The sequence below is a fragment of the Stenotrophomonas genospecies 3 genome, from assembly GCF_054473855.1.
In genome coordinates, this window is record NZ_JBTMUR010000005.1 from 1 (window position 1) to 22,034 (window position 22,034).

Genomic DNA, 22,034 nt, shown 5'->3' on the forward strand with positions numbered 1-22,034 from the left:
AGGTCTGAGCCCGGTAAAGTACCGGGAGCAGGCCCAATCGGCCGCCTGACCCCGTCCAAGTCTCGGGGGTCACTTCAAAGTCGCGGTATTCCGCGCTGCGCGCCTGCTCGGGGTCGACGAACAGGGAGTGATGCTTGCCCTGGATCTCCTCCAGCCGGTAACCCATCGCCTGCAGGAAATTGTCATTGGCCCGCAGGATGGTGCCGTCGAGAGCGAACTCGATGACGGCCTGCACGCGATGCAGCGCGGCCACCTGCGCTTCCAGCTCGGTGCGGTCGGTCATCGCCGCCTCTGTGCTGGTGCGTTGCTGCGGCGCCAGCACGCCAAGCAGCGCACGCCAGGGCGACCAACGGGGATGCAGCTCGGCCGGCGCCTGCGCGCCTGCCGTGAAGCCTGGAATGAGCATTGTCTGATCCTCGGTGTCCGGTAAGCGGTTGTGACCCGACGGGCGGGATGCCCGGCGGCAACATCAGTTGCCAGGGACTACAGGTGCCAACGGGCACCTCTCGAGCGACTGCCAAGAACGTCTGCTGCGGGTGCGATCGGCATCTGGAAACGGCGGAACACACTGCGCGGACCACCCGTCGGGGGCAGCCTGGGGTCCTGCGGCGGGTGACTGGAGCGGGATCCAGAGGGAGTATCGGCGACGCCGTCGGCCGCTTTAGCGGGATTCCGCGACGTCCGTCGCAACTCTGTGCATTGCAGCCGGAATGCGGTAGACGATTGCCGTGTACTTCACGCCCTGCTCACATGCCACAGCCTGCCCACCAAGGGACTCAGCCAGTGCACGGCTGGACCGGTTCCGTTCCGCCACCGGGTAGCGGAACGCAGCACAGCGCAGGCGCCCGGAGGCCGCCGACCACACCGCCGCCACTGCCTCGCGGCCATAGCCGTGCCCATGCATCACTTCTGCGATCCAGATGCCCAGTTCGGGTTCTGCTTCACGGGCTCGATGCAGGCCTGCCAGGCCAAGGAATACCCCATCCCCGCGCCTGCGGATCACCAACGTGATGTCGGTCCCGTCGGCGATGGTAAGCAGCCACGCCCGCCAGACGCCAGCAAACGCCTCCTTCGAGGGTGGGGGCTCGAACGCCATATAGCGGGTCAGCCCGGGTGTGATTGCCACAAATGCCTCGTCGGCATCACCGGGCGTGAATGGCCGGAGGTGCAGCCGCGGACTGTCGATGGTCCAGTCGTCCAATGTCATCTTCTGCATCGCCTGGGCATTGCGTACAGCATCGCTCAGCAGAAGGATGCAGCTCAAGGCAGAAAGGTTTACATGACCAATGCGGGATTCCCCAGCAGGAGAAAATGACCAGCATGCGCAGGATGCTTATCGACATGGAGATCGCATGTTCCCTCGCTTTGCCAGCCTTCTCTTCCTGGCCCTGTGCAGCAGCAGCGCGCTGGCCAACGACGCCGCCTATCGACCCGCCTTCCACCCCGACCAGCTGAAGGGACCACCCGCAGGACGCCCGAACGAAGTGCTGGTGCTGGGCAGCCCGCACCTGTCCAGCCTGCCGGAGACCTTCACGCCGGCGATGCTGGAACCTCTGCTGCAGCGCCTGGAAGCCTGGCGGCCAACCGCGATCGCGGTGGAGAACCTGTCCGGCCTGCAGTGTGACTTCATGCGCCGCAATCCGGCCCGATACGCGGAGAGCGTAGCGGACTACTGCGTCGACCCGGCACCGGCGCAGGCCGCCACCGGCCTGGACGTGCCCAGCGCCAACGTGGAGATGGAACGCCTGCTTGCGGATTGGCCGAAGGCGCCGACCGCTGCCCAGCGGCGCCGATTGGCCGCCGTGTTCCTGGCCGCGGGCGAAAGCAGCTCGGCAGTCGTCCAATGGCTGCGGCTGTCCAGGGAAGAGCGACGTGCTTCGGACAGCCTGACACCGGAGCTGGTGCAGTTCCTCGACACGCGCATGGCCCGCCGCAACGAGGCCGGACTGGTGGCCGGCGTACTTGCGGCACGCCTGGGGCTGGAGCGCCTGTGGTCGGTCGACGACCACACTGCAGATTCGCCAACACCGGAATCGCAGCAGAAGGCCTACGCTGCCGCCATACGCGGTGCCTGGGACAATTCCTTCGTCAAAGCGCGCAGGGCGGCCGATGAACGACTGGAGGCCAATCTTGCTCAACCGGATGGATTGCTCGCAATGTATCGCGCCTACAACGCCCCCGCAGCCGCGATGGTGGCCTTCAACAGCGATTTCGGCGCGACCCTCGTCGAGCCCTCGCCGGAAGGCTTCGGCCGCAACTACGTGGGCTACTGGGAAACCCGCAACCTGCGCATGGTCGCCAACATGCGCGACATCCTGGGCCAGCATCCAGGCACCCGCATGCTGACCATCGTCGGTGCCTCGCACAAGGGCTACTACGAGGCTTACCTCAACCTGATGCATGACGTGCAGCTGGTCAGTTCGGATGAAGTACTGCGCTGACGCAACATGACGTGGAGGAAGCGGTGACCATCCACCGCATCACTCCACCGCGTTCCCGCCCGTCCGCCACAGCACGATGCTGGCGGCACCGATACAGGACAGCGTGAACACCAGCAGGGCGACCGCGCCGCCCTGCAGTACCGGCAGCAGGGCCTGCGCGTGAAGGTCGCCGCGCAGCTGTTCCGCACGCAGGCAGGCGGCCAGCGCGAGGCACCAGCCAACCATCGCCGGGGCGTAGGCCCGCATCGCAACCGGGTTCCAGACCTTCATGGGATCACCTGCATGAGTGGATGTGCGCGCAGTATTCGCGCACGCCCTCTCACAGGCTGAGATCAGCCTTCGGCGGCTTCGGAATCATCGCCGGGCAGCTCACTGGCCTCGCCCTGCACCTGTACGTTGTTGCGACCCATTGCCTTGGCCCGGTAGCACTGGGCATCAGCCGCTGCCACGGCCTGGTCCACGCTCATCCCACCCGCCAATGGCGCGATACCGATGCTGGCACCCACATGCAGGCGGTCCCGGTCCCACGGAATCGACAGCGATGCCAGGGTGTGCAGCAGTTCACCGCCGATGCGCGCGGCACGACGCGGCGTGCAGCCGGACAGGATCACTGCGAATTCGTCGCCGCCCAGACGCGCCACTACGTCCGAATCACGCACACCGTGGCGCAGCACGCTGGCCACCGCCCACAGCACGGCATCGCCAGCCAGATGGCCCCAGGTGTCGTTGACCGGCTTGAAGCGGTCCAGGTCGATGTACATCAACGACGCGGCCTGGCCAGTTCGCTCGACGCGGGTGATCGCCTGCTGCAGGTGCACCTCGAAGCCGCGACGGTTGCTCAGCTCGGTCAGCGGATCGATCTCGGCCAGATGGCGCGCTTCGCGCTGGCGCGCGCGCTGCTGGGTGTCATCGCGCAGTACCCACACTGCACCGCGTACATGACCTTCATCATCACGCAGCCAGGCACGGGTCAGGTCGACCGGGATCGTGGCCGCGCCCAGGCGCAGCAGAAGATCGGCGTGCAGGTCCACCGCATTGCTTTCCGGGTCCAGCAGGACCGACACATCCAGTACCGAGCCGGGCGCATATTCGGTGGTCAGTGCCAGCACGTCCTGCACCTTGTGCCCGGCCAGCGACAGCGCGCCATCACCCGCCAGGGTGCGTACTGCGGCGGCATTGGCGTAGTCGATACGGCCATCCAGGCTGACACTGAGCACCAGGTCGGCAACCGCATCAAGCGTGATACGGCTGCGCTGCTCGCTCTCGAACAGGCGCTGCTCGCTGCTGCGCTGGGCGCTGATGTCCTGGATCTGCGACACGAAATGCAGCGGTTCACCGTGCTCGGTGCGCACCAGCGACACCGACAGCCGCGCCCAGATCACCTTGCCGTCGCGATCGAGATAGCGCTTTTCCAGGTGGTAGTGGCTGCGCCGCCCGGCCAGCAGATCCTGCACCAGGGCCAGGTCGGTCTGCAGGTCATCGGGGTGGGTCAGGCGCTGGAAATCAACCTGCAGCAGTTCTTCGCGGGGGTAGCCCAGGATCCGGCACAGTGCGTCATTGACGTCCAGCCAGCGTCCTTCCAGCGACACCAGCGCCATGCCCAGCGCCGCCGACGTGAACGCACCGGCGAATTTCTCTGCCGACAGGCGTGCTTCGGCGCGCGCCTGCAGGATCTCGGTGATGTCGATGGACATGCCGACATAGCCGATCCGCGCGCCGCCGGCACCATCCATGCGGCTGATCGACAAGCGCACCTGGCGTGGCTGGCCATCCTTGCGCCGCAGTGTCCACTGCCGTGAATAGGTCTGCTCATCGGCGCGGGCGCTGAGTGCTTCAAACGCGCCCGGCAGGCTTCCGTCCGCAGCCGCCAGCGGACGCAGCCAGGCCGCCAGCTCGTCCGGATCGTGGAAATCACCCAGTCGCCGCTGGCCGACCACTTCTTCCGCGCTGTAACCCAGCAGGCGTTCCGCGCCGGTATTGAACAGGGTGATGGTCCCTTCGGTATCGGTCGCGATCACCGCCACCTCATCGGACGCGTCGACCACGGCCTGCAATCGCTGTCGGCTCTCGGCCGCATCCTGCCGCGCCTGCTGCAGCTCGGTCACGTCGGCGTGCGCACCGGCCATCCACAGCGGTCGTCCCTGCCCGTCCCATTCGAACACGCGGCCACGATCGTGGATCCATATCCACTGGCCATTCTTGTGGCGCATGCGCAGCAGGCAGACATAGTTGTCGCTGCGGCCTTCGAAGTGATCCTCGAGTGCCGCGTCGGACAGGACGATGTCGTCGGGGTGGACCAGCTTCAGGAACGTCTTCTGGCACACCGGCTCAAGCTCTTCCAGCCGATAGCCGACAATCTCCGCCCAGCGCGCATTGACCCGCATTTCGCCGGTCTGCACGTTCCATTCCCAGGTACCGGCAGCGGTGCCGTCGATGATCATGGCCAGGCGCCGGCGCTCCTCTGCCAGTTCCTGCAGGCGCCGCTCGAGCAGCCCGTTGCCGTTGTTTCCCTGGCCCGCCATCAATCCGGTCCCCGGCCCGCACAGGCGGGCAGCAGCCGCAGCACAACGCTGCAGCCCTCAACGAAGACAACGGGTCCTGCTGGCGTCATGGCCCTCCCCAGCGACAGCGGGGAGGCCAAACGCCCCCCTCAGGCGCAAGTGTGCGCAATCACGGGGAAAATCGACAAGTCCCCCGCCACGAATCAAGCGTGACGGGGGACACGGTCCTCAACTGCGCTTGGCGCGGGCGAAGGCCTCCGCCAGGGCGTTGTTGGCCGGGGGCGCGGACTGAGCGGGACGGCCGCCATTGCCCTGGCCCCGGTTTGGCCCGCGGTTCTGGCCGCCTGCGTCGCGGCGCGGCCCCTGCCCCTGGCCGCGGTCATCGCGCTGGCCCGGGCGGCTGGTGGCCTGGCCCGGGGTATCGTCCAGGCGCCGGGTCAGGGCGATGCGCTTGCGCGCCACGTCCACCTCCAGCACCTTCACCTTGACGATATCGCCGGCCTTGACCACGTCGCGCGGGTCCTTCACGAACGTATCGGAGAGCGCCGAAATGTGGATCAGGCCATCCTGGTGCACGCCGATATCGACGAAGGCGCCGAAGGCGGCCACGTTGCTGACCACACCTTCCAGCACCATGCCCTCGCGCAGGTCCTTGATGTCCTCGACGCCCTCGGCGAAGCGCGCGGCCTTGAACTCCGGACGCGGGTCACGGCCCGGCTTTTCCAGTTCCTTCAGGATGTCGCGCACGGTCGGCACGCCGAAGGTGTCGTCGGTGAACTGTTCTGCCTTCAAGCCGCGCAGGAAGCTGCCATCACCGATCAGCGCCTTGATCGGGCGCGCGGTGCTGGCCACGATGCGCTCGACCACCGGGTAGGCTTCGGGGTGCACCGCCGAGGCGTCCAGCGGCTGGTCACCATCGGCGATACGCAGGAAGCCGGCGCACTGCTCGAAGGTCTTCTCGCCCAGGCGCGCGACCTTCAGCAGGTCCTTGCGGCGCTTGAACGGGCCATTGTCGTCACGATGGCGCACGATGTTCTCGGCCACCGTGGACGACAGGCCGGACACGCGCGACAGCAGCGCGGCCGAAGCGGTGTTCACGTACACGCCCACGGCATTCACGCAGTCCTCGACCCGCGCATCCAGCGCCCGTGCCAGGCGGTACTGGTCCACGTCGTGCTGGTACTGGCCGACACCGATCGCCTTGGGTTCGATCTTGACCAGTTCGGCCAGCGGATCCTGCAGGCGGCGCGCGATGGACACCGCGCCACGCAGCGACACGTCCAGCCCCGGGAATTCCTTGGCCGCGAACTCGGACGCCGAGTACACCGACGCGCCCGCCTCGCTGACCACCACCTTCTGCAGCTTCGGGTTGGCGGCAGCCTTGATCGCTTCGCCGGCCAGCTTGTCGGTTTCGCGGCTGGCGGTGCCGTTGCCGATCGCGATCAGTTCCACGTTGTGCTTGGCGCACAGCTGCTTGATCGTCTGCAGCGACTGGTCCCACTGGCGGCGCGGCTCGTGCGGGTAGATGGTCTCGGTGGCGACCAGCTTGCCGGTGGCATCGACCACGGCAATCTTGCAGCCGGTGCGGATGCCCGGGTCCAGCCCGAGTACAGTCTTCGGGCCCGCCGGAGCCGCCAGCAGCAGGTCCTTCAGGTTGTCGCCGAACACTGCGATGGCTTCGGCCTCGGCCTTTTCGCGAGCCTGGTTGAACAGGTCCAGCAGCAGATGGGTGTGCAGCTTGGCACGCCAGGTCAGGCGGCAGGCATCCAGCAGCCAGCGGTCGGCGGCGCGGCCCTGATCGGCGATGCCGGCCTTGCGCGCCACGCGTCCTTCGGCGTACTGGTGGCCGGCCTCGGCCTCGCTGCCCGGGTCCAGTTCCAGGAACAGGATCTCCTCGCGGCGCGCACGGAACAGCGCCAGCAAGCGGTGCGAGGGAATCTTCGCCAGCGCCTCGGCATGCTCGAAATAATCGCGGTACTTGGCGCCTTCGGTTTCCTTGCCCTCGGCCACGCGGGCACGGATCACGCCGGTCTCGCCCAGCCAGGTGCGCAGCTCACCGACCAGCGCGGCATCTTCGCCCCAGCGCTCCATCAGGATCGCGCGTGCACCTTCCAACGCAGCCTTGGTGTCGGCCACGCCCTTGTCGGTGTCGACGAAGGAAGCCGCGAAGACCTGAGGGTCCTGCGTCGGGTCGGCCAGCAGGCCATCAGCCAGCGGTTCCAGACCGGCCTCGCGGGCGATCTGGGCGCGGGTACGGCGCTTGGGCTTGTACGGCAGGTACAGGTCTTCCAGTCGGCTCTTGGTGTCGGCGGCCAGGATGTCGTTGCGCAGGTCGTCGCTGAGCTTGCCCTGCTCGCCGATGCTGGCCAGCACCGCCGCGCGCCGGTCTTCCAGTTCGCGCAGGTAAGTCAGGCGCACTTCCAGGTTGCGCAGCTGGGTGTCGTCCAGGCCCCCGGTCACTTCCTTGCGGTAGCGCGCGATGAACGGAACGCTGGCGCCCTCGTCGAGCAGGCCGACGGCGGCACGTACCTGGGCGGACTGGGCACCGATCTCGTCGGCGATGGTCTGGGCGATCTGCTGGGCGAGCGCGCTCTGGGCGTTCTTGGCGTCGTGCATTGCTTCAGGTCTGTGCCGCGTTACGGGAAGACCCCATTCTGGCAATCCACGACGGAGCCGGACAAGGCATTGACAGGGGGCGAGGTTCAGCAGCGAGGCCGGAGTGGACGCCGGCATCCTGGCGGAGAGAGGGCTCGGACTGGCCCTGGGCTGGGATGCCGGCGCGGGCGCACGATGGTGGGCGCGCCCTGCCGCGTGTTGCGGAGGTCAGCGGTAGTGGCGGGCGGCGCGCTGCATGACGATCTCGTCACGCATGCCTTCCAGGGCCATCAGGCGGACCTTGCCGACACCCTGCAGTTCCATGAACCGCTCCGTGTAGAACTCCGGCCCCAGCGCGGTGTCGGCGCGGGATTTGCTGAAGCCGTAGGGCACCACGCCCTTCTCGCCATCCTTGCTACCACCGACATAAAGAACGATTGCCATGTGATGTATTCCTCCAAATTGCTACTGCGTACTGCACTCGATGAGCGATGCTGCGAGCTCATCGAGGGAGAGCTTACCGCGTCGAACCTGACTGGAACGTCACGAAGGCTAATGACGATCGGTTGCATGCAGATGACTGCGGGATCGCAGCAGAATGCTTACGGATCTTTAACTTCCGGCTAACGAATCCGTGGGGGATTCCCGCCAACGGCGCAGCCCCTCGTGGGTGGTTTGGTTGTTCGCGGAAAGCTGGTTTCCCGGGGGCTGGCCGGGAGGGTGGGTAGTGCGGGGACGCCGTGAACCCGTCCCTGAAGTGCCCCCCGGGGCTTGGCCGCGGCATCCATGCCGCGGACACCCCGCCCCACCCACCCTCCCGGCCGCTGACAGGTTCCTGATGCCTGCCTCCCCCCACGGAAAAGAAAAAAGAAGATCAAAAGCAAAAACAGCTTGGCCGGCTGATTTGTTGCTTCCTGTAGAGCCAAGCCAAGCCAAGCCATGCCCCGCTCGCGAGCAAGCGCAGCGCGCGACCCGCTTCTGCTGTTCTATTTCTTCTCCGTGGCTGGACGCGCACGGAAACTGTCAGGGGCCGGGCGGGGTGGGTTCGCGGGACCGTTGGCGCCATGGATGGCGCCATCGAGCCCCCAGGGACGGGTTTACGGCGTGTCCCGCGAACCCACCCCGCCCGGCCCAATCGCATGAACGCATTCCGCGACCACCCACGAGGGGCTGCGCCGTTGGCTGGAAACTACGGCCACCAGCCACGCCCGAACCGGGCGAAATGATCGGCCGCGCGCTCGAACGGATTGCGCGCACTCACCCCACCACACAGCAGGTACACCGGCAGGTACAGCGGCCCCAGCACCATGTATTGGTAGACGTGCGCGCGTTCGTGGTCATCCAGCCGGATCAGCGGCTCCACGCCCCACCCTGCCTGGTGCGCATAGGTGCGGCAGGAAATGCCCAGGTCATGCCCGGTGTGCAGGATCACATTGCCCAGGGTGATCGCCCCACCCGGCCCCCACGGCCAGCGATCGAACACCAACGCGCTGTCACGGCCGCTCCAGCGCAGCGTCGCGCCGCCGAGCATGCCGGCCAGTCCACCGATCAGGCCGAGCAGGGAATTGGGGGACGTCCACACCGCGCCCAGCACCTGCAGCGCGCGCAGCCAGATCGGCCAGGGCGTCACGGGAGTCTTCAATCGGCCTCGTTGGGAATCAGCAGCCACAGGATCAGGTAGACCAGGATGCCGGGGAAGGCCGCCGAGCCGATCGAGACCAGCACGAACACGATCCGTACCAGGGTGGCATTCCAGCCGAAGCGATGGGCAATGCCGCCCATCACGCCGGCAATCATGCGGTCGTTCAATGAACGCGACAGCGTGCGCGGCGTGGTGTTCATGGCGGTTCTCCTGGGCTACGGGAAAAAGCAGTCGAGATGGCTCGACTCTACACCGCCCCTATGTCTACGGCGTGCGGTGGCGCAGGGCCTGCAGGCGGGCGCCGAACCAGGCGGCCGCGGTCTGTTCAGGCTGCCCCGGGCATTGGATGCGATAGGGCTTGCCGCTCATGCTGCTCTGGCTGGCGGCGCGCTCGATGAACTGCTCTGCGCTGTCCACCATGTCCTTCTTCAGCAGGTAGTCGTACTTGCGCTGCAGGTGCGCGCGCGCATCGCTGCTGTCGTACCAGCTGCCATTGCGCTGGAACCGGCACTGGGAGCCGTCCAGGCTGGAGATCAGCTGGGCGATCTCCCGGCGTGCATCCGTACTGGGTGCGGCGTGAGCAACAGGTGCTGCCAGCAGCAGCGTGGCAAGCAGCAGCGTGAACCGTTGCGACATCATTATTCTCCAAGGCAGTCGAGCAAGCTCGACTCTACAAAAGCGAAGCAGGCCTTACACGTCGCGCGCCTTCAACCAGCCATCGATCGTGGCGGGCACTTCGCGCTGCGCGCGACCGGACACGTAGATGCCGATATGGCCGCCACGGAAACTGGACTCAGTGTAATCCTCGGTGCCCAGGCGTCCACGCATTGCGCGCGAGGCATCCGGCGGCACCAGATGGTCCTGCTCGGCGTAGATGTTCAGTACCGGCAGGGTCACCTTCGACAGATCCACCGCCTCTTCGCCGATCCGCACCGTGCCGTTCATCAACCCGTTGCCCTGGTAGAACTGCTTGATGAAGTCGCGGAACGCCTCGCCGGCCAGGTCCGGTGAATCGAAGATCCACTTCTCCATCCGCAGGAAATCCTCCAGCGCAGCCTTGTCATCGAGGATGTCGAGCAGGCCGACGTACTTCTGCACGTTCAGGCGGAACGGCTTGAGCATCAGGTAACTGGCATTCATCAGGTCGGCCGGGATGTTGCCCAGCGTGTCGACCAGCAGGTCCACATCCACCTGCCGCGCCCAGTGCGAGAGCATGTTGTCGGCGGTGTGGAAATCGACCGGGGTGACCATGGTGATCAGCTTGCCCAGCTTCTGCCGGCGCAGCGCGGCGTAGCACAGCGCGAACACGCCGCCCTGGCAGATGCCGAGCAGGTCGACCGGTCCACCACCGCGCGCGCGCAGCGCATCGACCGCGCCATCGATGTAGCGCAGCAGGTAGTCCTCCAGGGTCTGGAAGCGCTCCGAGCGATCCGGGTAACCCCAGTCCAGCACGTAGACGTCCTGCCCCAGCGCCAGCAGCTTCTGTACCAGTGAGCGATCGGCCTGCAGGTCGACCATGTACGGCCGGTTGACCAGCGCGTAGACGATCAGCAACGGCGTGCGGCGGGTCGGTGCCTGTTCGCCGACGAAGCGGTACAGCACCACCTTGTCGTCGCGCCAGACTTCCTCGCGCGCGGTCACGCCGTAGTCCACGTCTTCCACCTGCGGCAGCAGCTTCAGCCCTTCCATCAGCTTGCGCTGCATGGCCAGGGTTTCCTGCATCAGGTCATCGGCGTTGAAGCCCAGCGGTCCTTTCATCGGTCACGCGTCCGCGTGGAAGTACGGGGCGCTGCCTTTGGTGCAGCCCTTTTCGCAGGCGCCTTTTTCGCAGCCGCCTTCTTTGCCGGCGCGGCCTTCTTCGCGGCCTTGCGCGCGACCGGCTTCACCTTCGCCGGCGCCGGCTGTGCCACCGGATCGACCTCGCCCGCACCGGCCATGGCCGCCACCTGTGCCTGCAGGCGGCGCAGGCTGCGCTCCAGCTCGGCGATGCGGCGGTGCGCGGCGTCCATCTCACTGCGGGTCGGCAGGCCGATCCGTTCACTCATCTGTTCCACCTCGCGCTGCAGGCCGGCGCGCAGGCGCATCTGAGCGTTGCCCAGCGCGGCATACACCTGCTGGAACGGTTCGGACATGGCGACCTTGGCGTAGGCCTCCTCGGCCACTTCAATCCACAGGTCGAACATCGCGCGGGCGCTGGTCAGCTGGCTGCCCGGCTGCTCGTGCTCGGCCAGGCGCTGCTCGAACAGCGCGAAGGCCTCGTCCAGTGCCTGCTTGATTTGATCGACGTAGGCGCGCGAATGCTGCTGGTATTCCTCCTGCGCCCGCAGCAGCGCCTGCCAGCGCGCCTGGTGCTCGCGGCCGGGCCCGAACGCCGGGCTCTGCAGCCACGGACCGGCCTGCAGCTGGAACTGCTGCAGCCAGGCGGCAAACTCCGGTACAGCGGCGCCAGCGTGGGTGCTGCCACGGGCGCCCTGCAGCATCCACTGCAGCATGCCGTCGCCCTGCCCCTGCACCGCCTCGCGCCAGGCTTGTGCCACGTCGGCACTGCTGGCGTCGCGGCCGGCGAAACGCGCGGCCACTTCCTGCATGGTTCCGTACCAGCTGCCCGCCTGTTCGCGGAAGCGGCGCACGGCATCTTCCGGCGCGCCCTGCCCCTGCTCGGGCAACAGCTGGCCCCACCAGTCGAACAGCCGTTGCCAGCTGCCGGGGTCGTCACCTGCCGGCGCACCGGGCGTGCTGGCGTGGCGCAGGGCATCGCCCCAGGCGCCGAAGTACTGCCGGGCCAGGGTCTCGAAATCGCTGCTGCCGGCGTCGTGGGCCGAGCTGGTCATCGCAGGCCTCCGCAGGGCTGGCTCATGGCTTGGGAATGCGCAGGGTCTTGCTGATCATCAGCGACCCGGACAAGGCGAACAACAACACCATCGGGTGCAGCTGCCACGGGCCGATCTGCCACTGGCCGAACCAGATGTTCTGGCCGATGGCATCGGTACCGGCGGCGATCGCCAGCACAATCACCAGCACCAGGCTGGTCGGGATCGGGGTGCCCTCGAAATACGCGACCTTGCCCTCGTCGCCGGCCAGCGCCTCTGCGGTGACGTTGTAGCGCGCCAGGCGGCTGACGCCGCAGCAGACGAAATAGCTCAGCACCAGCCAGTCCCAGCCGCCCTGCATGCCGCAGGCGTAGGCCAGCGCCGCCGGGGCCACACCGAAGGAGATCACGTCGGACAGCGAGTCCAGCTCGCGGCCCAGGGTGGAGCTGGACTTGCGCCAGCGCGCGATGCGCCCATCGAGGGCGTCGAAAATGAAAGCCAGCGGGATCAACGCCATGCCGAACAGCAGGTAGCCGCGCTCGCCGTCCTGCAGGAAGCGCATTGCGGCAAAGACCGCACCGGTGCCGCAGAAAGCATTGGCCAGGGTGAACCAGTCGGCCAGCTGGAATTCGCGCAGCATCGAGAAGTGACGTTTCATGGGGTCTCACGGAGCATCAAGGCCCACAGGTTACCGCGAGCGCCGCCACTGGCGACAGCGCTGGCAGGCCCCAGCCTTCACCGCTCCCTCACCTGTCCTCACCGGCGGTGAATTTTTCGCCACCCATCTTGACAGCCTAGGGGGGTGGCGCCTGTCGCGGCTTATCCACAAAGTTGCCCACGCGTAATCCACACCCCCTGTGGACAACCAGATCTCACCGACTGCGACGCTGGACATTTCCTCATCACCCCGAAGCGGGGTTTCCCTACTTCCCAAGCCACAAGGTCGGCGCTATGGTCACCGGCGGACCCGCCGCCGCCACGTCCGAAACTCTGCAACGGACGATGATGATGCTGGATGCTCCCACTCTGGCCGCACAGCTGCGGCAGCCCCATGGCGAGGCCGCGCTGGCGGTGGCCGACTCGATGAACCGCAGCAACGGCGCACTCAACCTGGCCGCGATCGGGCTGCTGGCCGTCGGCACTGGCGAACGGGTCCTGGAGATCGGCCCCGGCAATGCGGCCTTCGCGCCGCTGATGCTGCGGGCCACCGACAGCCACTATCTGGGTATTGAGCTGTCCACCGCCATGGTCGAGGCCGGCAACCAGCGCCTGGCCAGCGCCGGGTTGGCCGAGCGTGCCGCGATGCGACACGGCGACGCTCATGCGCTGCCGGTCGCCGATGCCGCGATGGATGCCGCGCTGGCGGTCAACACCCTGTACTTCTGGCCGAACCTGGCGCCGGTGCTGGACGAGCTGGCGCGGGTGCTGCGCCGGGGCGGCCGCCTGTGCCTGGCCTTTGGCGACGCCAGCTTCATGCGCAGCCTGCCATTTGCTGCCGACTTCCAACTGCATGAGCTGGACGCGGTGGAGCTGGCGCTGCGTGTGTCGGGCTTCCGCGTCTCGGCCTGGCGCAGCCACCGGGAATCCGCAGCCGGCAATGACGGCCAGATCCGCGAAAAGCACTTCCATCTGCTGCTGGCACAGCGGCGCTGAAGTGGTAGAGCCGGCCGCTGGCCGGCTGCCGCGGCATTCCGGATTGCCGGCCAGCGGCCGGCACTACCCAGCCTGTACCCGCCGCCAGCGAGCAACACAGAACACCTGCATCACCAGTGGCCGACCCACCGCAGCCGCCGCAACGACTGTGATCCGAACGCGTGGTAGAGCCGGCCGCTGGCCGGCTGCCCCGGCCGTTCCGCGTTGCCGGCCAGCGGCCGGCACTACCCAGCCTGCACCCGGCGCCAGCGAGCGAAACAGAACACCCGCATCACCAGTGGTCGGCCCACCGCAGCCGCCGCAACGACGGTGATCCGACCGCGTGGTAGAGCCGGCCGCTGGCCGGCTGCCGCGGCATTCCGGATTGCCGGCCAGCGGCCGGCACTACCCAGCCCGCACCCGCCGCCAGCGAGCAACACAGAACACCCGCATCACCAGTGGTCGGCCCACCGCAGCCGCCGCAACGACGGTGATCCGACCGCGTGGTAGAGCCGGCCGCTGGCCGGCTGCCCCGACCGTTCCGCGTTGCCGGCCAGCGGTCGGCACTACCCGGCCTGCTCCCGCCGCCGCCAATGCGCGAAGCAGAACACCTGCATCACCAGCATCGCCAGCAACCCCAGCGGCCACGCGCACCACAGGCCGGCCAGCCCATGCCGCGCCTGCAACCACATCGCCAACGGCAGCTCCAGCAGCAGTACCGCTGCCATGCCCAGCAACGCTGGCAACATCACCGTGCCACTGCCTCGCATCACTCCGACCAGCACCGCGCTGCCTCCCATCGCCAGCACGCCCCATACCACCGTGCGCAGCTGCGATGCGGCCAATTCGCGCACCTCTGCGGCCGCAAGAATCAGCCCGGTCAGCCAGGGCGCCAGCGCCATCACCAGCAGCACCACCACGCTCAGCATCGCCAGCCCAAGCAGCACACCGGTGCGAGCGATGGCGGGCAGCCGTGCCGTACGCCCCGCGCCCATCGCGTGCGCCGCGAGGATGGTGGCGGTGATCCCCAGCGACATCGCCGGCAGTTGCACCCAGCTCATCAACTGGTTGACCGCACCGTAGGCGGCCGTGGCCGTGTAGCCGTAGCGGTTGATCCAGCCCAGCAACACGATTTCGGCAATGGCCAGGCTAAGCATCTGCAGCGATGACGGTACGCCGATGCGCAGCATCGCGCGGATGAGCACGCCATCGAAACGGATGGCACGCAGCAGCTCACGTCCCGGCGCCAACGGGTGCCCCATCCTCTGCCACCGCCACATAAGCCAGGCCAGGGCCAGCAGCGAGGCAAACGCCGCGGAGACTGCCGCACTGGCCGAACCCAGCTGCGGCAGGCCGGCCCAGCCGAGGATCAGCAGCGGCGTGCACAGCAGGCCGACCACCGTTGCCAGCAGCAGCGCATCCAGCGGTGTCTTCGCATCGCCCACCGCGCGGCTCACCGCAGTGGCCAGCCACAGCAGGAAGAACACCGGTGCCGTCAGCAACAGCACGCGTGCGTAGACAATGGACTCACTGAGGACCGCTGCCGGCGTGCCCAACGCCACCAGCAGTTGTGGCGCGAAGCCGCCGCCCACAGTCATCACCAGCACCGACAGCAGCAGGATCAGCGCCACCGCGCTGCCAGCCACGGCGCGTGCCTGCTGCGGGCGGCCCGCGCCCCAGGCCTGGCCGATCAGCACCATCGCACCGGTCGCCAGGCCCATTACCAGGGCCAACAGCAGGAAGAAGACGGGGAAGAACGCAGCCGCTGCGGCCACTGCCTGTGTGCCAAGCAGATGGCCGAGGTAGATGTTGTCCAGCGTGCCTGCGGCCAGCTGCAGCGCATTGGTCAGCAGCATCGGCAGCAGCAGGGTCAGATAGGTGCGCCACAGCGGGGGTGCTGCCGGAGGTATCGGATGTACAGGGGTGCTCATGGGGTTCTCTGGGCAAGGCGCCGCCCTGCCCGGCGTTTCCGCCAGCAAAGCAAGCACAGGGAAAGCAGGCCGTGGCCCGTGGTCAGGTGGCGCCGTCGCTCAGCAACGGCGCGATGGCTCAGCCGTCGATGTGGTCCGCAGGATCGTCGAAGGCCAGGCGCAGAGCGTGGGCGCGCACATCCGCGGGCCAACTCCGCAACGCCGCTTCCAGGCCCGCGCGGTCATGCGCGAACAGGACGCGGATGGCTTCCTCGAAACCCGGCAGGTCACCGGCGATGGTCTGCAGGAAGTGATAGGCACGCTCGCTGTCACGACGCTGGCGGTCCTTGTCAGCACCGGCACGGCTGGCCGCCTCCACCAGCTTGCGCAGCACCACCGAGGCACCGCCAGGCTGCTCGGCAAGCCACGCCCAATCGCGCGGCAGCAAGGTCACTTCTCGGGCGACCACACCCAGCTTGGGGCGGCCACGGCCACGTGGGGTTGCGGGCGCCTCTTCGGCAGTGACGTCGGCATCCGTCCCCACGGCGGCGGGAAACGCTTCGTTTACCCGCGCCAGGAGTTCTGCGTCGCTGCCACGCGTATCGAAATCACGGGTGCGGCCGGTGGCGTTGTCGAACACCAGCAGCGGACCGGCAGCGTTGTCGACACGCAGCTGCTTCAACGCCAGCGCGGCCACTTCCGGCGTACCGGAAGCGACCAGGCGATGGCCGTCGAAACAACTGAAGGGAGGAAGTCGGGACGCAGGCATGGCAACGGCATCAGAGGCGATGCGCGAATATTGCCCGGGTAATTCTCTCCCGTCAATATTGCCCGGGTATTAATTTGCCAGAAGAGCGTGCCGACCAAAGGTTGGCAGCTACCCGATTTCCCGGCTCACAGGCGGCTGAAGGACCAGCTCACCATGCGCCCGTCCTTGTACGGCATCACGCCGTGGAACGGGCGCGGGTCGGCGTCGAACACCAGCGGCAGGAAGTTGCGGTCGCCCTCCCACATCGGCAGGGTGTCCAGCTTGTCCAGGTCCACCCACTCCAGCGTGCCTTCGTGGTTGCCGCCGTGCGGGGTGCCCTCGAATCCATCGATGACGAACACGAAACCCAGCCAATCCTCGCCGTGCTTGCCGAAGCCCGGCCAGCTGATGGTGCCGCGCAGGCGCATGCCGGTGCAGTCGATGCCGGCTTCCTCGGCGATCTCGCGGCGCATGCTGGCCGCCACATCCTCGTCCGCTTCGATCTTGCCGCCCAGGCCGTTGTACTTGCCCAGGTGGTGGTCACCGGGACGGGTATTGCGGTGGATCATCAGCACCTGGCGACGATCAGGCGACAGCACATAGCCCAGGGTGGCGACGATCGGGGTGTACGGCATGGGGCAGCATCCAGCGGCAGGTCAGCCGTGGATTATGGCCGATCAGCGCACCAGCGACAGGCGGCGCTCGGCAGGTGTGCCAGCACCGTCGGGATCGCGGCGCAGGGTGGCCACGCCGTGGCCGCGCTCGGCCAGGTATTCCAGCCACTTGCCGAGGAAGGTGTTCATCCGCATGCGGTGGCTGATCAGCTCCGCCGGCGGCGGATACAGGCCCATCGTGTCCTGCCAGCGGCGGCCTACGTAGCAATGGGTGGTCTCGGCCTGGCGCGCGTCACGGTACAGACGCACATAGGCCGACGGATCCGGCTCACCGGTGACCGGGTCGGCCAGGTCGTAGGTCAGGCGCAGTTCCACCGTGTAGCGGTGGCACTCGATCACGTCCAGGCGGACATCCAGGCCGTCGCCGATCGAGGAAATGTAGCTGCCCGCCACCAGTCCGGCCGGTTCGAACAGACGCACCAGATGGCGGTAGTTTTCCGCGTACAGGCCCATGAGCCAGCTCAGCCGGCTCAGGCGGGGAATGCGTTCGGTGCGGGGCAAGGCTCGGGCCATGGGTCGATCCTACACGTTGGTGCTTCAACGTGGGGGCGCGCACGTGCAAGCCAACCCCTGGGTAGTGCCGGCCGCTGGCCGGCAGCCCCGCATCACGGCCGAGGGTGCATCGACCAGCCGGCCAGCGGCCGGCTCTACCAGACGAGGATCAATACAGCTCGCGCTGCAGCCCCAGCGTGGCCAGCACCTTGCTGGAAATCTCCTCGATCGAGGTATGGGTGGTGCTCAGGGTCGGGATCCGCTCCATCTGGAACATCACCTCGGCCGCAGCCACCTCGCGCTTGCAGGTGTCCAGGTTTGCGTAGCGCGAGTTCGGGCGGCGCTCCTGGCGGATCTGCTGCAGCCGGTCCGGGTCGATGGTCAGGCCGAACAGCTTGCGCCGGTAGTTGCGCAGGCGTGGCGGCAGGCGGTCGCTTTCCAGGTCTTCGTCGGTCAGCGGGTAATTGGCCGCGCGCACCCCATAGTGCAGGGCCAGGTAGATGCAGGTGGGCGTCTTGCCGGCGCGCGACACCGCCACCAGGATCACGTCGGCATCGTCGTAGTTCACCGCGATGCCATCGTCATGGGTCAGGGCGAAGTTCATCGCGTTGATGCGGCGGTGGTAGGTGTCGAAATCCACCATGCCGTGCGCCTGGCCGACCCGGGCCAGGCGCGGACTGGCCAGTTCACGCTCCAATGGCTCGATGAACGGCGCGAACACATCGAGCATCAGCGCGCCGCTGTCGGCCAGGATCAGGCTCAGGCTCTGGTCCACGCAGGAGTTCACCACGATCGGCCGGACCTGGTACCGCTCCCCTGCCGCCTGGATCCGGGCACAGGCTTCACGCGCTTTTTCGGGGTCGTCGACAAACGACATGCGATCGGTAATGAAGCTGAACCCGGAGAACTGGGTAAGCAGGCTATGCCCAATGGTTTCAGCGGTGATACCGGTTCCATCGGAAACGTAGAACACCGGACGGATGGTCGACATGCGCGCTTTTACCCCCTACGAAGCCTAAAAAGGCCGCCAGCACAAGCTTGTGCCGACGGTACTCTGCCCGGCATCATATCGGCTTCTTCCTACGGACGCGGCCATTCCAGCCCGCCTCGGGCGATGGCCAAACGGAGCATCGCGCTTGAACGAGAACATCCTGTGGTTGCACGAACTGCGTCTGGCCGATCTGGCCCGCGTAGGCGGCAAGAATTCGTCGCTGGGCGAGATGATCGGCAACCTGGCCGGTCTGGGCGTTTCGGTGCCGGGCGGTTATGCCACCACCGCTGAAGCCTTCAAGGACTTCATCGCGCACAACGATCTGTCCAAGCGCATCTTCGACAAGCTGGCCACGCTGGACGTCGAGGACGTCAACGCGCTGACCGCAGCGGGCAAGGAAATCCGCACCTGGGTGATCGATGCCCCGCTGCAGCCGCAGCTGGACCAGGACATCCGCACTGCCTACGCCCAGCTGAGCGCCGACAATGGCGGCGGCGACGTGGCCGTGGCCGTGCGTTCGTCGGCCACCGCCGAGGATCTGCCGGATGCCTCCTTCGCCGGCCAGCAGGAAACCTTCCTCAACGTCACCGGCGCCGACGACGTCGTGCACAAGGTCAAGGAAGTGTTCGCCTCGCTGTACAACGACCGTGCCATCGCCTACCGCGTGCACCACGGCTTCAAGCATGAAGACGTGTTCCTGTCCGCCGGCGTGCAGCTGATGGTGCGTTCGGGCGTCGGTTCCTCCGGCGTGCTGTTCACCCTGGACACCGAGTCCGGCTTCCGCGATGTGGTGTTCGTCACCTCGTCCTTCGGCCTGGGCGAAATGGTCGTGCAGGGCGCGGTCAACCCGGACGAGTACTACGTCTACAAGCCCACCCTGCAGGCCGGCAAGCCGGCGATCCTGCGCCGCTCGCTCGGCAGCAAGGCCATCCGCATGGTGTATTCGGATGTTCCGGGTGAGCGCGTCAGGATCGAGGACACCCCGGCTGAACTGCGCAACACCTTCTCGATCAGCGACGAGGACGTGCAGGAACTGTCCAAGCAGGCGCTGGTCATCGAAAAGCACTACGGCCGCCCGATGGACATCGAGTGGGCCAAGGACGGTGTCAGCGGCAAGCTGTTCATCGTGCAGGCGCGCCCGGAAACGGTGAAGTCGCGCAGCCATGCCACCCAGATCGAGCGCTTCGCGCTGACCGAAAAGGGCGGCAACGTGCTGGCCGAGGGCCGCGCCGTCGGTGCCAAGATCGGTTCGGGCGTCGCCCGCGTGGTCAAGACGCTGGACGACATGAACCGCGTGCAGCCGGGCGACGTGCTGATCGCCGACATGACCGACCCGGACTGGGAACCGGTGATGAAGCGCGCTTCGGCCATCGTCACCAACCGTGGCGGCCGCACCTGCCACGCCGCGATCATCGCGCGCGAACTGGGCGTGCCGGCCGTGGTCGGTTCGGGCAACGCCACCAAGGTGATCGAAGATGGCCAGCTGGTCACCGTCAGCTGCGCTGAAGGCGATACCGGCTTCATCTACGAAGGCAAGCTCGGCTTCGAGCGCACCACCACCGATCTGGGCAACATGCCGCCGGCACCGCTGAAGATCATGATGAACGTGGCCAACCCGGAACGTGCCTTCGACTTCGGCCAGCTGCCGAACGCCGGCATCGGCCTGGCCCGCCTGGAAATGATCATCGCCAGCCACATCGGCATCCACCCGAACGCGCTGCTGGAATACGACCGCCAGGACGCAGCGACGAAGAAGAAGATCGACGAGAAGATCGCCGGCTATGGTGATCCGGTCAGCTTCTACGTGGACCGCCTGGCGGAAGGCATCGCCACCCTCACCGCCTCGGTCGCACCGAACGCCGTGATCGTGCGCCTGTCGGACTTCAAGTCCAACGAGTACGCCAACCTGATCGGCGGCAGCAACTACGAGCCGCACGAAGAGAACCCGATGATCGGCTTCCGCGGCGCCAGCCGTTACGTCGACCCGAGCTTCTCGGCCGCCTTCGCGCTGGAGTGCAAGGCCGTGCTGCGCGTGCGCAACGAAATGGGCCTGGACAACCTGTGGGTCATGATTCCGTTCGTGCGCACCCTGGAAGAAGGCCGCAAGGTCATCGAGGTGCTGGAACAGAACGGCCTGAAGCAGGGCGAGAACGGCCTGAAGATCATCATGATGTGCGAAGTGCCGTCCAACGCACTGCTCGCCGATGAGTTCCTGGAGATCTTCGACGGCTTCTCGATCGGCTCCAACGACCTGACCCAGCTCAGCCTGGGCCTGGACCGCGATTCGTCGATCGTCGCGCACCTGTTCGACGAACGTAACCCGGCAGTGAAGAAGCTGCTGTCGATGGCGATCAAGTCGGCACGTGCCAAGGGCAAGTACGTCGGCATCTGCGGCCAGGGCCCGTCCGATCACCCGGATCTGGCCGAGTGGCTGATGCAGGAAGGCATCGAGTCGGTGTCGCTGAACCCGGACACCGTGGTCGATACCTGGCTGCGCCTGGCCAAGCTGAAGGCCAACGGCTGAGACCGTGATTGCTGAGGGCTGACGTCGCTTTCATCGGCGCCGGCCCATACTTCAGCTGCATGCAAGCCCCGCCTCTGCGGGGCTTGTTGTTTCTGGCGTCTGCGCGCGCCACCTCCCCCGCTGCAAAGGAGCCCGCATGCTCGGCACTGCCCCACCCGCCCCCGCCGCAACACCCTGGTTCCACTCGCTCGATTGGGAACGCCTGCTGGAGACCTACGGCGTGCCATTGCTGGCCGCGATCGTGGTGCTGCTGGTCGGCATATGGGTGGCGCGACGCCTGTCCAACGCGATGCCACGCGCCACCGCGCGCATGGGCGTGGACCCGATGCTGGGCAACTTCCTGCGCAACGTGGTGTACGCCGCGTCGCTGGTGATCGTGGTGGTACTGGCGATCGGCACGTTGGGCGTGCAGATCACCCCGCTGCTGGCTGTGCTCGGCACCGCCGGCCTGGCGGTTGGCCTGGCACTGAAGGATTCGCTGTCCAACATCGCCTCGGGCGTGATGCTGGTGACGCTGCGCCCGTTCCGCGTCGGTGATGTAGTGACGGTGGCCGGACAGACCGGCACGGTGCGCGAAGTGCGCATCTTCCAGACCGTCATCACCGGTGCCGACAATCAGCACACCACCATTCCGAACACGCTGATCACCGCTGCGCCGATCATCAACCTGACCGCCGAGCCGACCCGCCGCGTCGAACTGGTGGTGGGCATCGGCTATGAAGACAACATCCAGCTGGCGCGCGACACCGCGCTGGCGCTGATGAAGGCCGACCCGCGCGTGTTGCAGACGCCCGCACCGGACGTGGTGGTGTACGAACTGGGCGCGCACGCGATCAATCTTGGCATCCGCTGCTACGTGAAGTCGGCCGACTGGTTCGGTACCAAGGTCACGCTGTTGGAGCAGCTCAAGCTGGGCTTCGACAAGGCCGGCATCAACATCCCGTATCCGCAGCAGGACATGCACCTGTACCTGCACGGCAAGGATGGCGGCGTGGTCGAGGCCGACGCGCTGGTGCGCGACAAGCCCTGATCCCAAACAGAAATGCCGGCCAGCGGCCGGCACTACCCTGCCCC

General features: G+C 66.9%; 21 protein-coding genes. 4 read left to right on the forward strand and 17 right to left on the reverse strand.

What is annotated here, in order from left to right; all coding sequences use genetic code 11:
• Together ACX9OT_RS08015 and ACX9OT_RS08020 are read right to left on the reverse strand one after the other, a co-directional pair.
• On the reverse strand, positions 1-406 hold a 406-nt coding region (locus ACX9OT_RS08015), incomplete at its 3' end, for a PAS domain S-box protein (protein ID WP_459001630.1).
• A 255-nt stretch (positions 407-661) separates the two neighbouring features.
• Positions 662-1,264, reverse strand: coding sequence for a GNAT family N-acetyltransferase (locus ACX9OT_RS08020; protein ID WP_258014138.1), 603 nt, complete (start codon positions 1,262-1,264; stop codon positions 662-664).
• An 88-nt stretch (positions 1,265-1,352) separates the two neighbouring features.
• Here ACX9OT_RS08020 and ACX9OT_RS08025 point away from each other — a divergent pair, with 88 nt between their 5' ends.
• Positions 1,353-2,441, forward strand: a complete 1,089-nt coding sequence (locus ACX9OT_RS08025) for a DUF5694 domain-containing protein (protein ID WP_134951325.1) — start codon at positions 1,353-1,355, stop codon at positions 2,439-2,441.
• Positions 2,442-2,480: 39 nt separating this feature from the next.
• Here the strand turns inward: ACX9OT_RS08025 and ACX9OT_RS08030 are convergent, their stop codons facing one another.
• The 10 genes from ACX9OT_RS08030 to ACX9OT_RS08075 form a co-directional block, all read right to left on the reverse strand.
• Entirely contained in the window at positions 2,481-2,711 is a 231-nt protein-coding gene (locus ACX9OT_RS08030) for a hypothetical protein (RefSeq protein WP_180845175.1), read from the reverse strand.
• 62 nt (positions 2,712-2,773) lie between these two features.
• Positions 2,774-4,963, reverse strand: a complete 2,190-nt coding sequence (locus ACX9OT_RS08035; protein WP_459001634.1) for a PAS domain S-box protein — start codon at positions 4,961-4,963, stop codon at positions 2,774-2,776.
• 207 nt (positions 4,964-5,170) lie between these two features.
• On the reverse strand, positions 5,171-7,558 hold the full coding sequence (locus tag ACX9OT_RS08040) for a Tex family protein (RefSeq protein WP_180845173.1): 2,388 nt from the start codon (positions 7,556-7,558) through the stop codon (positions 5,171-5,173).
• 207 nt (positions 7,559-7,765) lie between these two features.
• Positions 7,766-7,981 carry a hypothetical protein gene (locus ACX9OT_RS08045; protein WP_005410085.1) on the reverse strand — a complete coding sequence of 72 codons (216 nt, stop codon included), beginning with the start codon at positions 7,979-7,981 and terminating at the stop codon, positions 7,766-7,768.
• Positions 7,982-8,726: 745 nt separating this feature from the next.
• Positions 8,727-9,179 (reverse strand): hypothetical protein, encoded by a 453-nt coding sequence (locus tag ACX9OT_RS08050; protein ID WP_154352821.1) that lies wholly within the window; start codon positions 9,177-9,179, stop codon positions 8,727-8,729.
• Entirely contained in the window at positions 9,176-9,379 is a 204-nt protein-coding gene (locus tag ACX9OT_RS08055; protein WP_006452007.1) for a PspC domain-containing protein, read from the reverse strand. Before ACX9OT_RS08055 ends, ACX9OT_RS08050 begins: the two co-directional genes overlap by 4 nt.
• 64 nt (positions 9,380-9,443) lie before the next feature.
• Entirely contained in the window at positions 9,444-9,815 is a 372-nt protein-coding gene (locus ACX9OT_RS08060; RefSeq protein ID WP_429000452.1) for a YfeK family protein, read from the reverse strand.
• A gap of 54 nt (positions 9,816-9,869) precedes the next feature.
• Complete coding sequence (gene phaC, locus ACX9OT_RS08065; protein ID WP_180845426.1) at positions 9,870-10,937, reverse strand: class III poly(R)-hydroxyalkanoic acid synthase subunit PhaC; 1,068 nt, start codon at positions 10,935-10,937, stop codon at positions 9,870-9,872.
• On the reverse strand, positions 10,934-12,010 hold the full coding sequence (gene phaE / locus ACX9OT_RS08070) for a class III poly(R)-hydroxyalkanoic acid synthase subunit PhaE (RefSeq protein WP_180845427.1): 1,077 nt from the start codon (positions 12,008-12,010) through the stop codon (positions 10,934-10,936). The genes phaC and phaE overlap by 4 nt, the downstream gene beginning before the upstream one ends.
• Before the next feature lie 22 nt (positions 12,011-12,032).
• A complete protein-coding gene (locus ACX9OT_RS08075) occupies positions 12,033-12,647 on the reverse strand; it encodes a CDP-alcohol phosphatidyltransferase family protein (protein ID WP_032130352.1) in 615 nt (204 codons plus the stop codon).
• 344 nt (positions 12,648-12,991) lie between these two features.
• Between ACX9OT_RS08075 and ACX9OT_RS08080 the strand changes: the two genes are divergently transcribed.
• Entirely contained in the window at positions 12,992-13,642 is a 651-nt protein-coding gene (locus tag ACX9OT_RS08080) for a class I SAM-dependent methyltransferase (protein ID WP_107432469.1), read from the forward strand.
• A gap of 545 nt (positions 13,643-14,187) precedes the next feature.
• On the opposite strand, the gene ACX9OT_RS08085 is transcribed toward ACX9OT_RS08080, so the two are convergent.
• The 5 genes from ACX9OT_RS08085 to ppsR all read right to left on the reverse strand — a co-directional run bounded on the left by ACX9OT_RS08085 (position 14,188) and on the right by ppsR (position 18,436).
• Positions 14,188-15,552, reverse strand: coding sequence for an MATE family efflux transporter (locus ACX9OT_RS08085; protein ID WP_459001638.1), 1,365 nt, complete (start codon positions 15,550-15,552; stop codon positions 14,188-14,190).
• Positions 15,553-15,670: 118 nt separating this feature from the next.
• Positions 15,671-16,300 (reverse strand): DUF2239 family protein, encoded by a 630-nt coding sequence (locus tag ACX9OT_RS08090; protein ID WP_459001640.1) that lies wholly within the window; start codon positions 16,298-16,300, stop codon positions 15,671-15,673.
• A gap of 125 nt (positions 16,301-16,425) precedes the next feature.
• Complete coding sequence (locus ACX9OT_RS08095; protein ID WP_049462146.1) at positions 16,426-16,914, reverse strand: NUDIX hydrolase; 489 nt, start codon at positions 16,912-16,914, stop codon at positions 16,426-16,428.
• 42 nt (positions 16,915-16,956) lie between these two features.
• Positions 16,957-17,466, reverse strand: coding sequence for a DUF1249 domain-containing protein (locus tag ACX9OT_RS08100; RefSeq protein WP_049398213.1), 510 nt, complete (start codon positions 17,464-17,466; stop codon positions 16,957-16,959).
• 148 nt (positions 17,467-17,614) lie between these two features.
• The gene (gene ppsR / locus ACX9OT_RS08105; RefSeq protein ID WP_006452040.1) at positions 17,615-18,436 is read right to left on the reverse strand and encodes a posphoenolpyruvate synthetase regulatory kinase/phosphorylase PpsR; all 822 of its coding nucleotides are present in this window, start codon (positions 18,434-18,436) and stop codon (positions 17,615-17,617) included.
• Positions 18,437-18,581: 145 nt separating this feature from the next.
• On the opposite strand from ppsR, the gene ppsA reads away from it, so the two are divergent.
• The gene (gene ppsA / locus ACX9OT_RS08110) at positions 18,582-20,960 is read left to right on the forward strand and encodes a phosphoenolpyruvate synthase (RefSeq protein ID WP_008267432.1); all 2,379 of its coding nucleotides are present in this window, start codon (positions 18,582-18,584) and stop codon (positions 20,958-20,960) included.
• A gap of 136 nt (positions 20,961-21,096) precedes the next feature.
• Positions 21,097-21,990: a mechanosensitive ion channel family protein gene (locus ACX9OT_RS08115; RefSeq protein WP_459001643.1), complete on the forward strand. Its 894-nt coding sequence runs from the start codon at positions 21,097-21,099 to the stop codon at positions 21,988-21,990.
• The last annotated feature ends 44 nt before the right edge of the window (positions 21,991-22,034 follow it).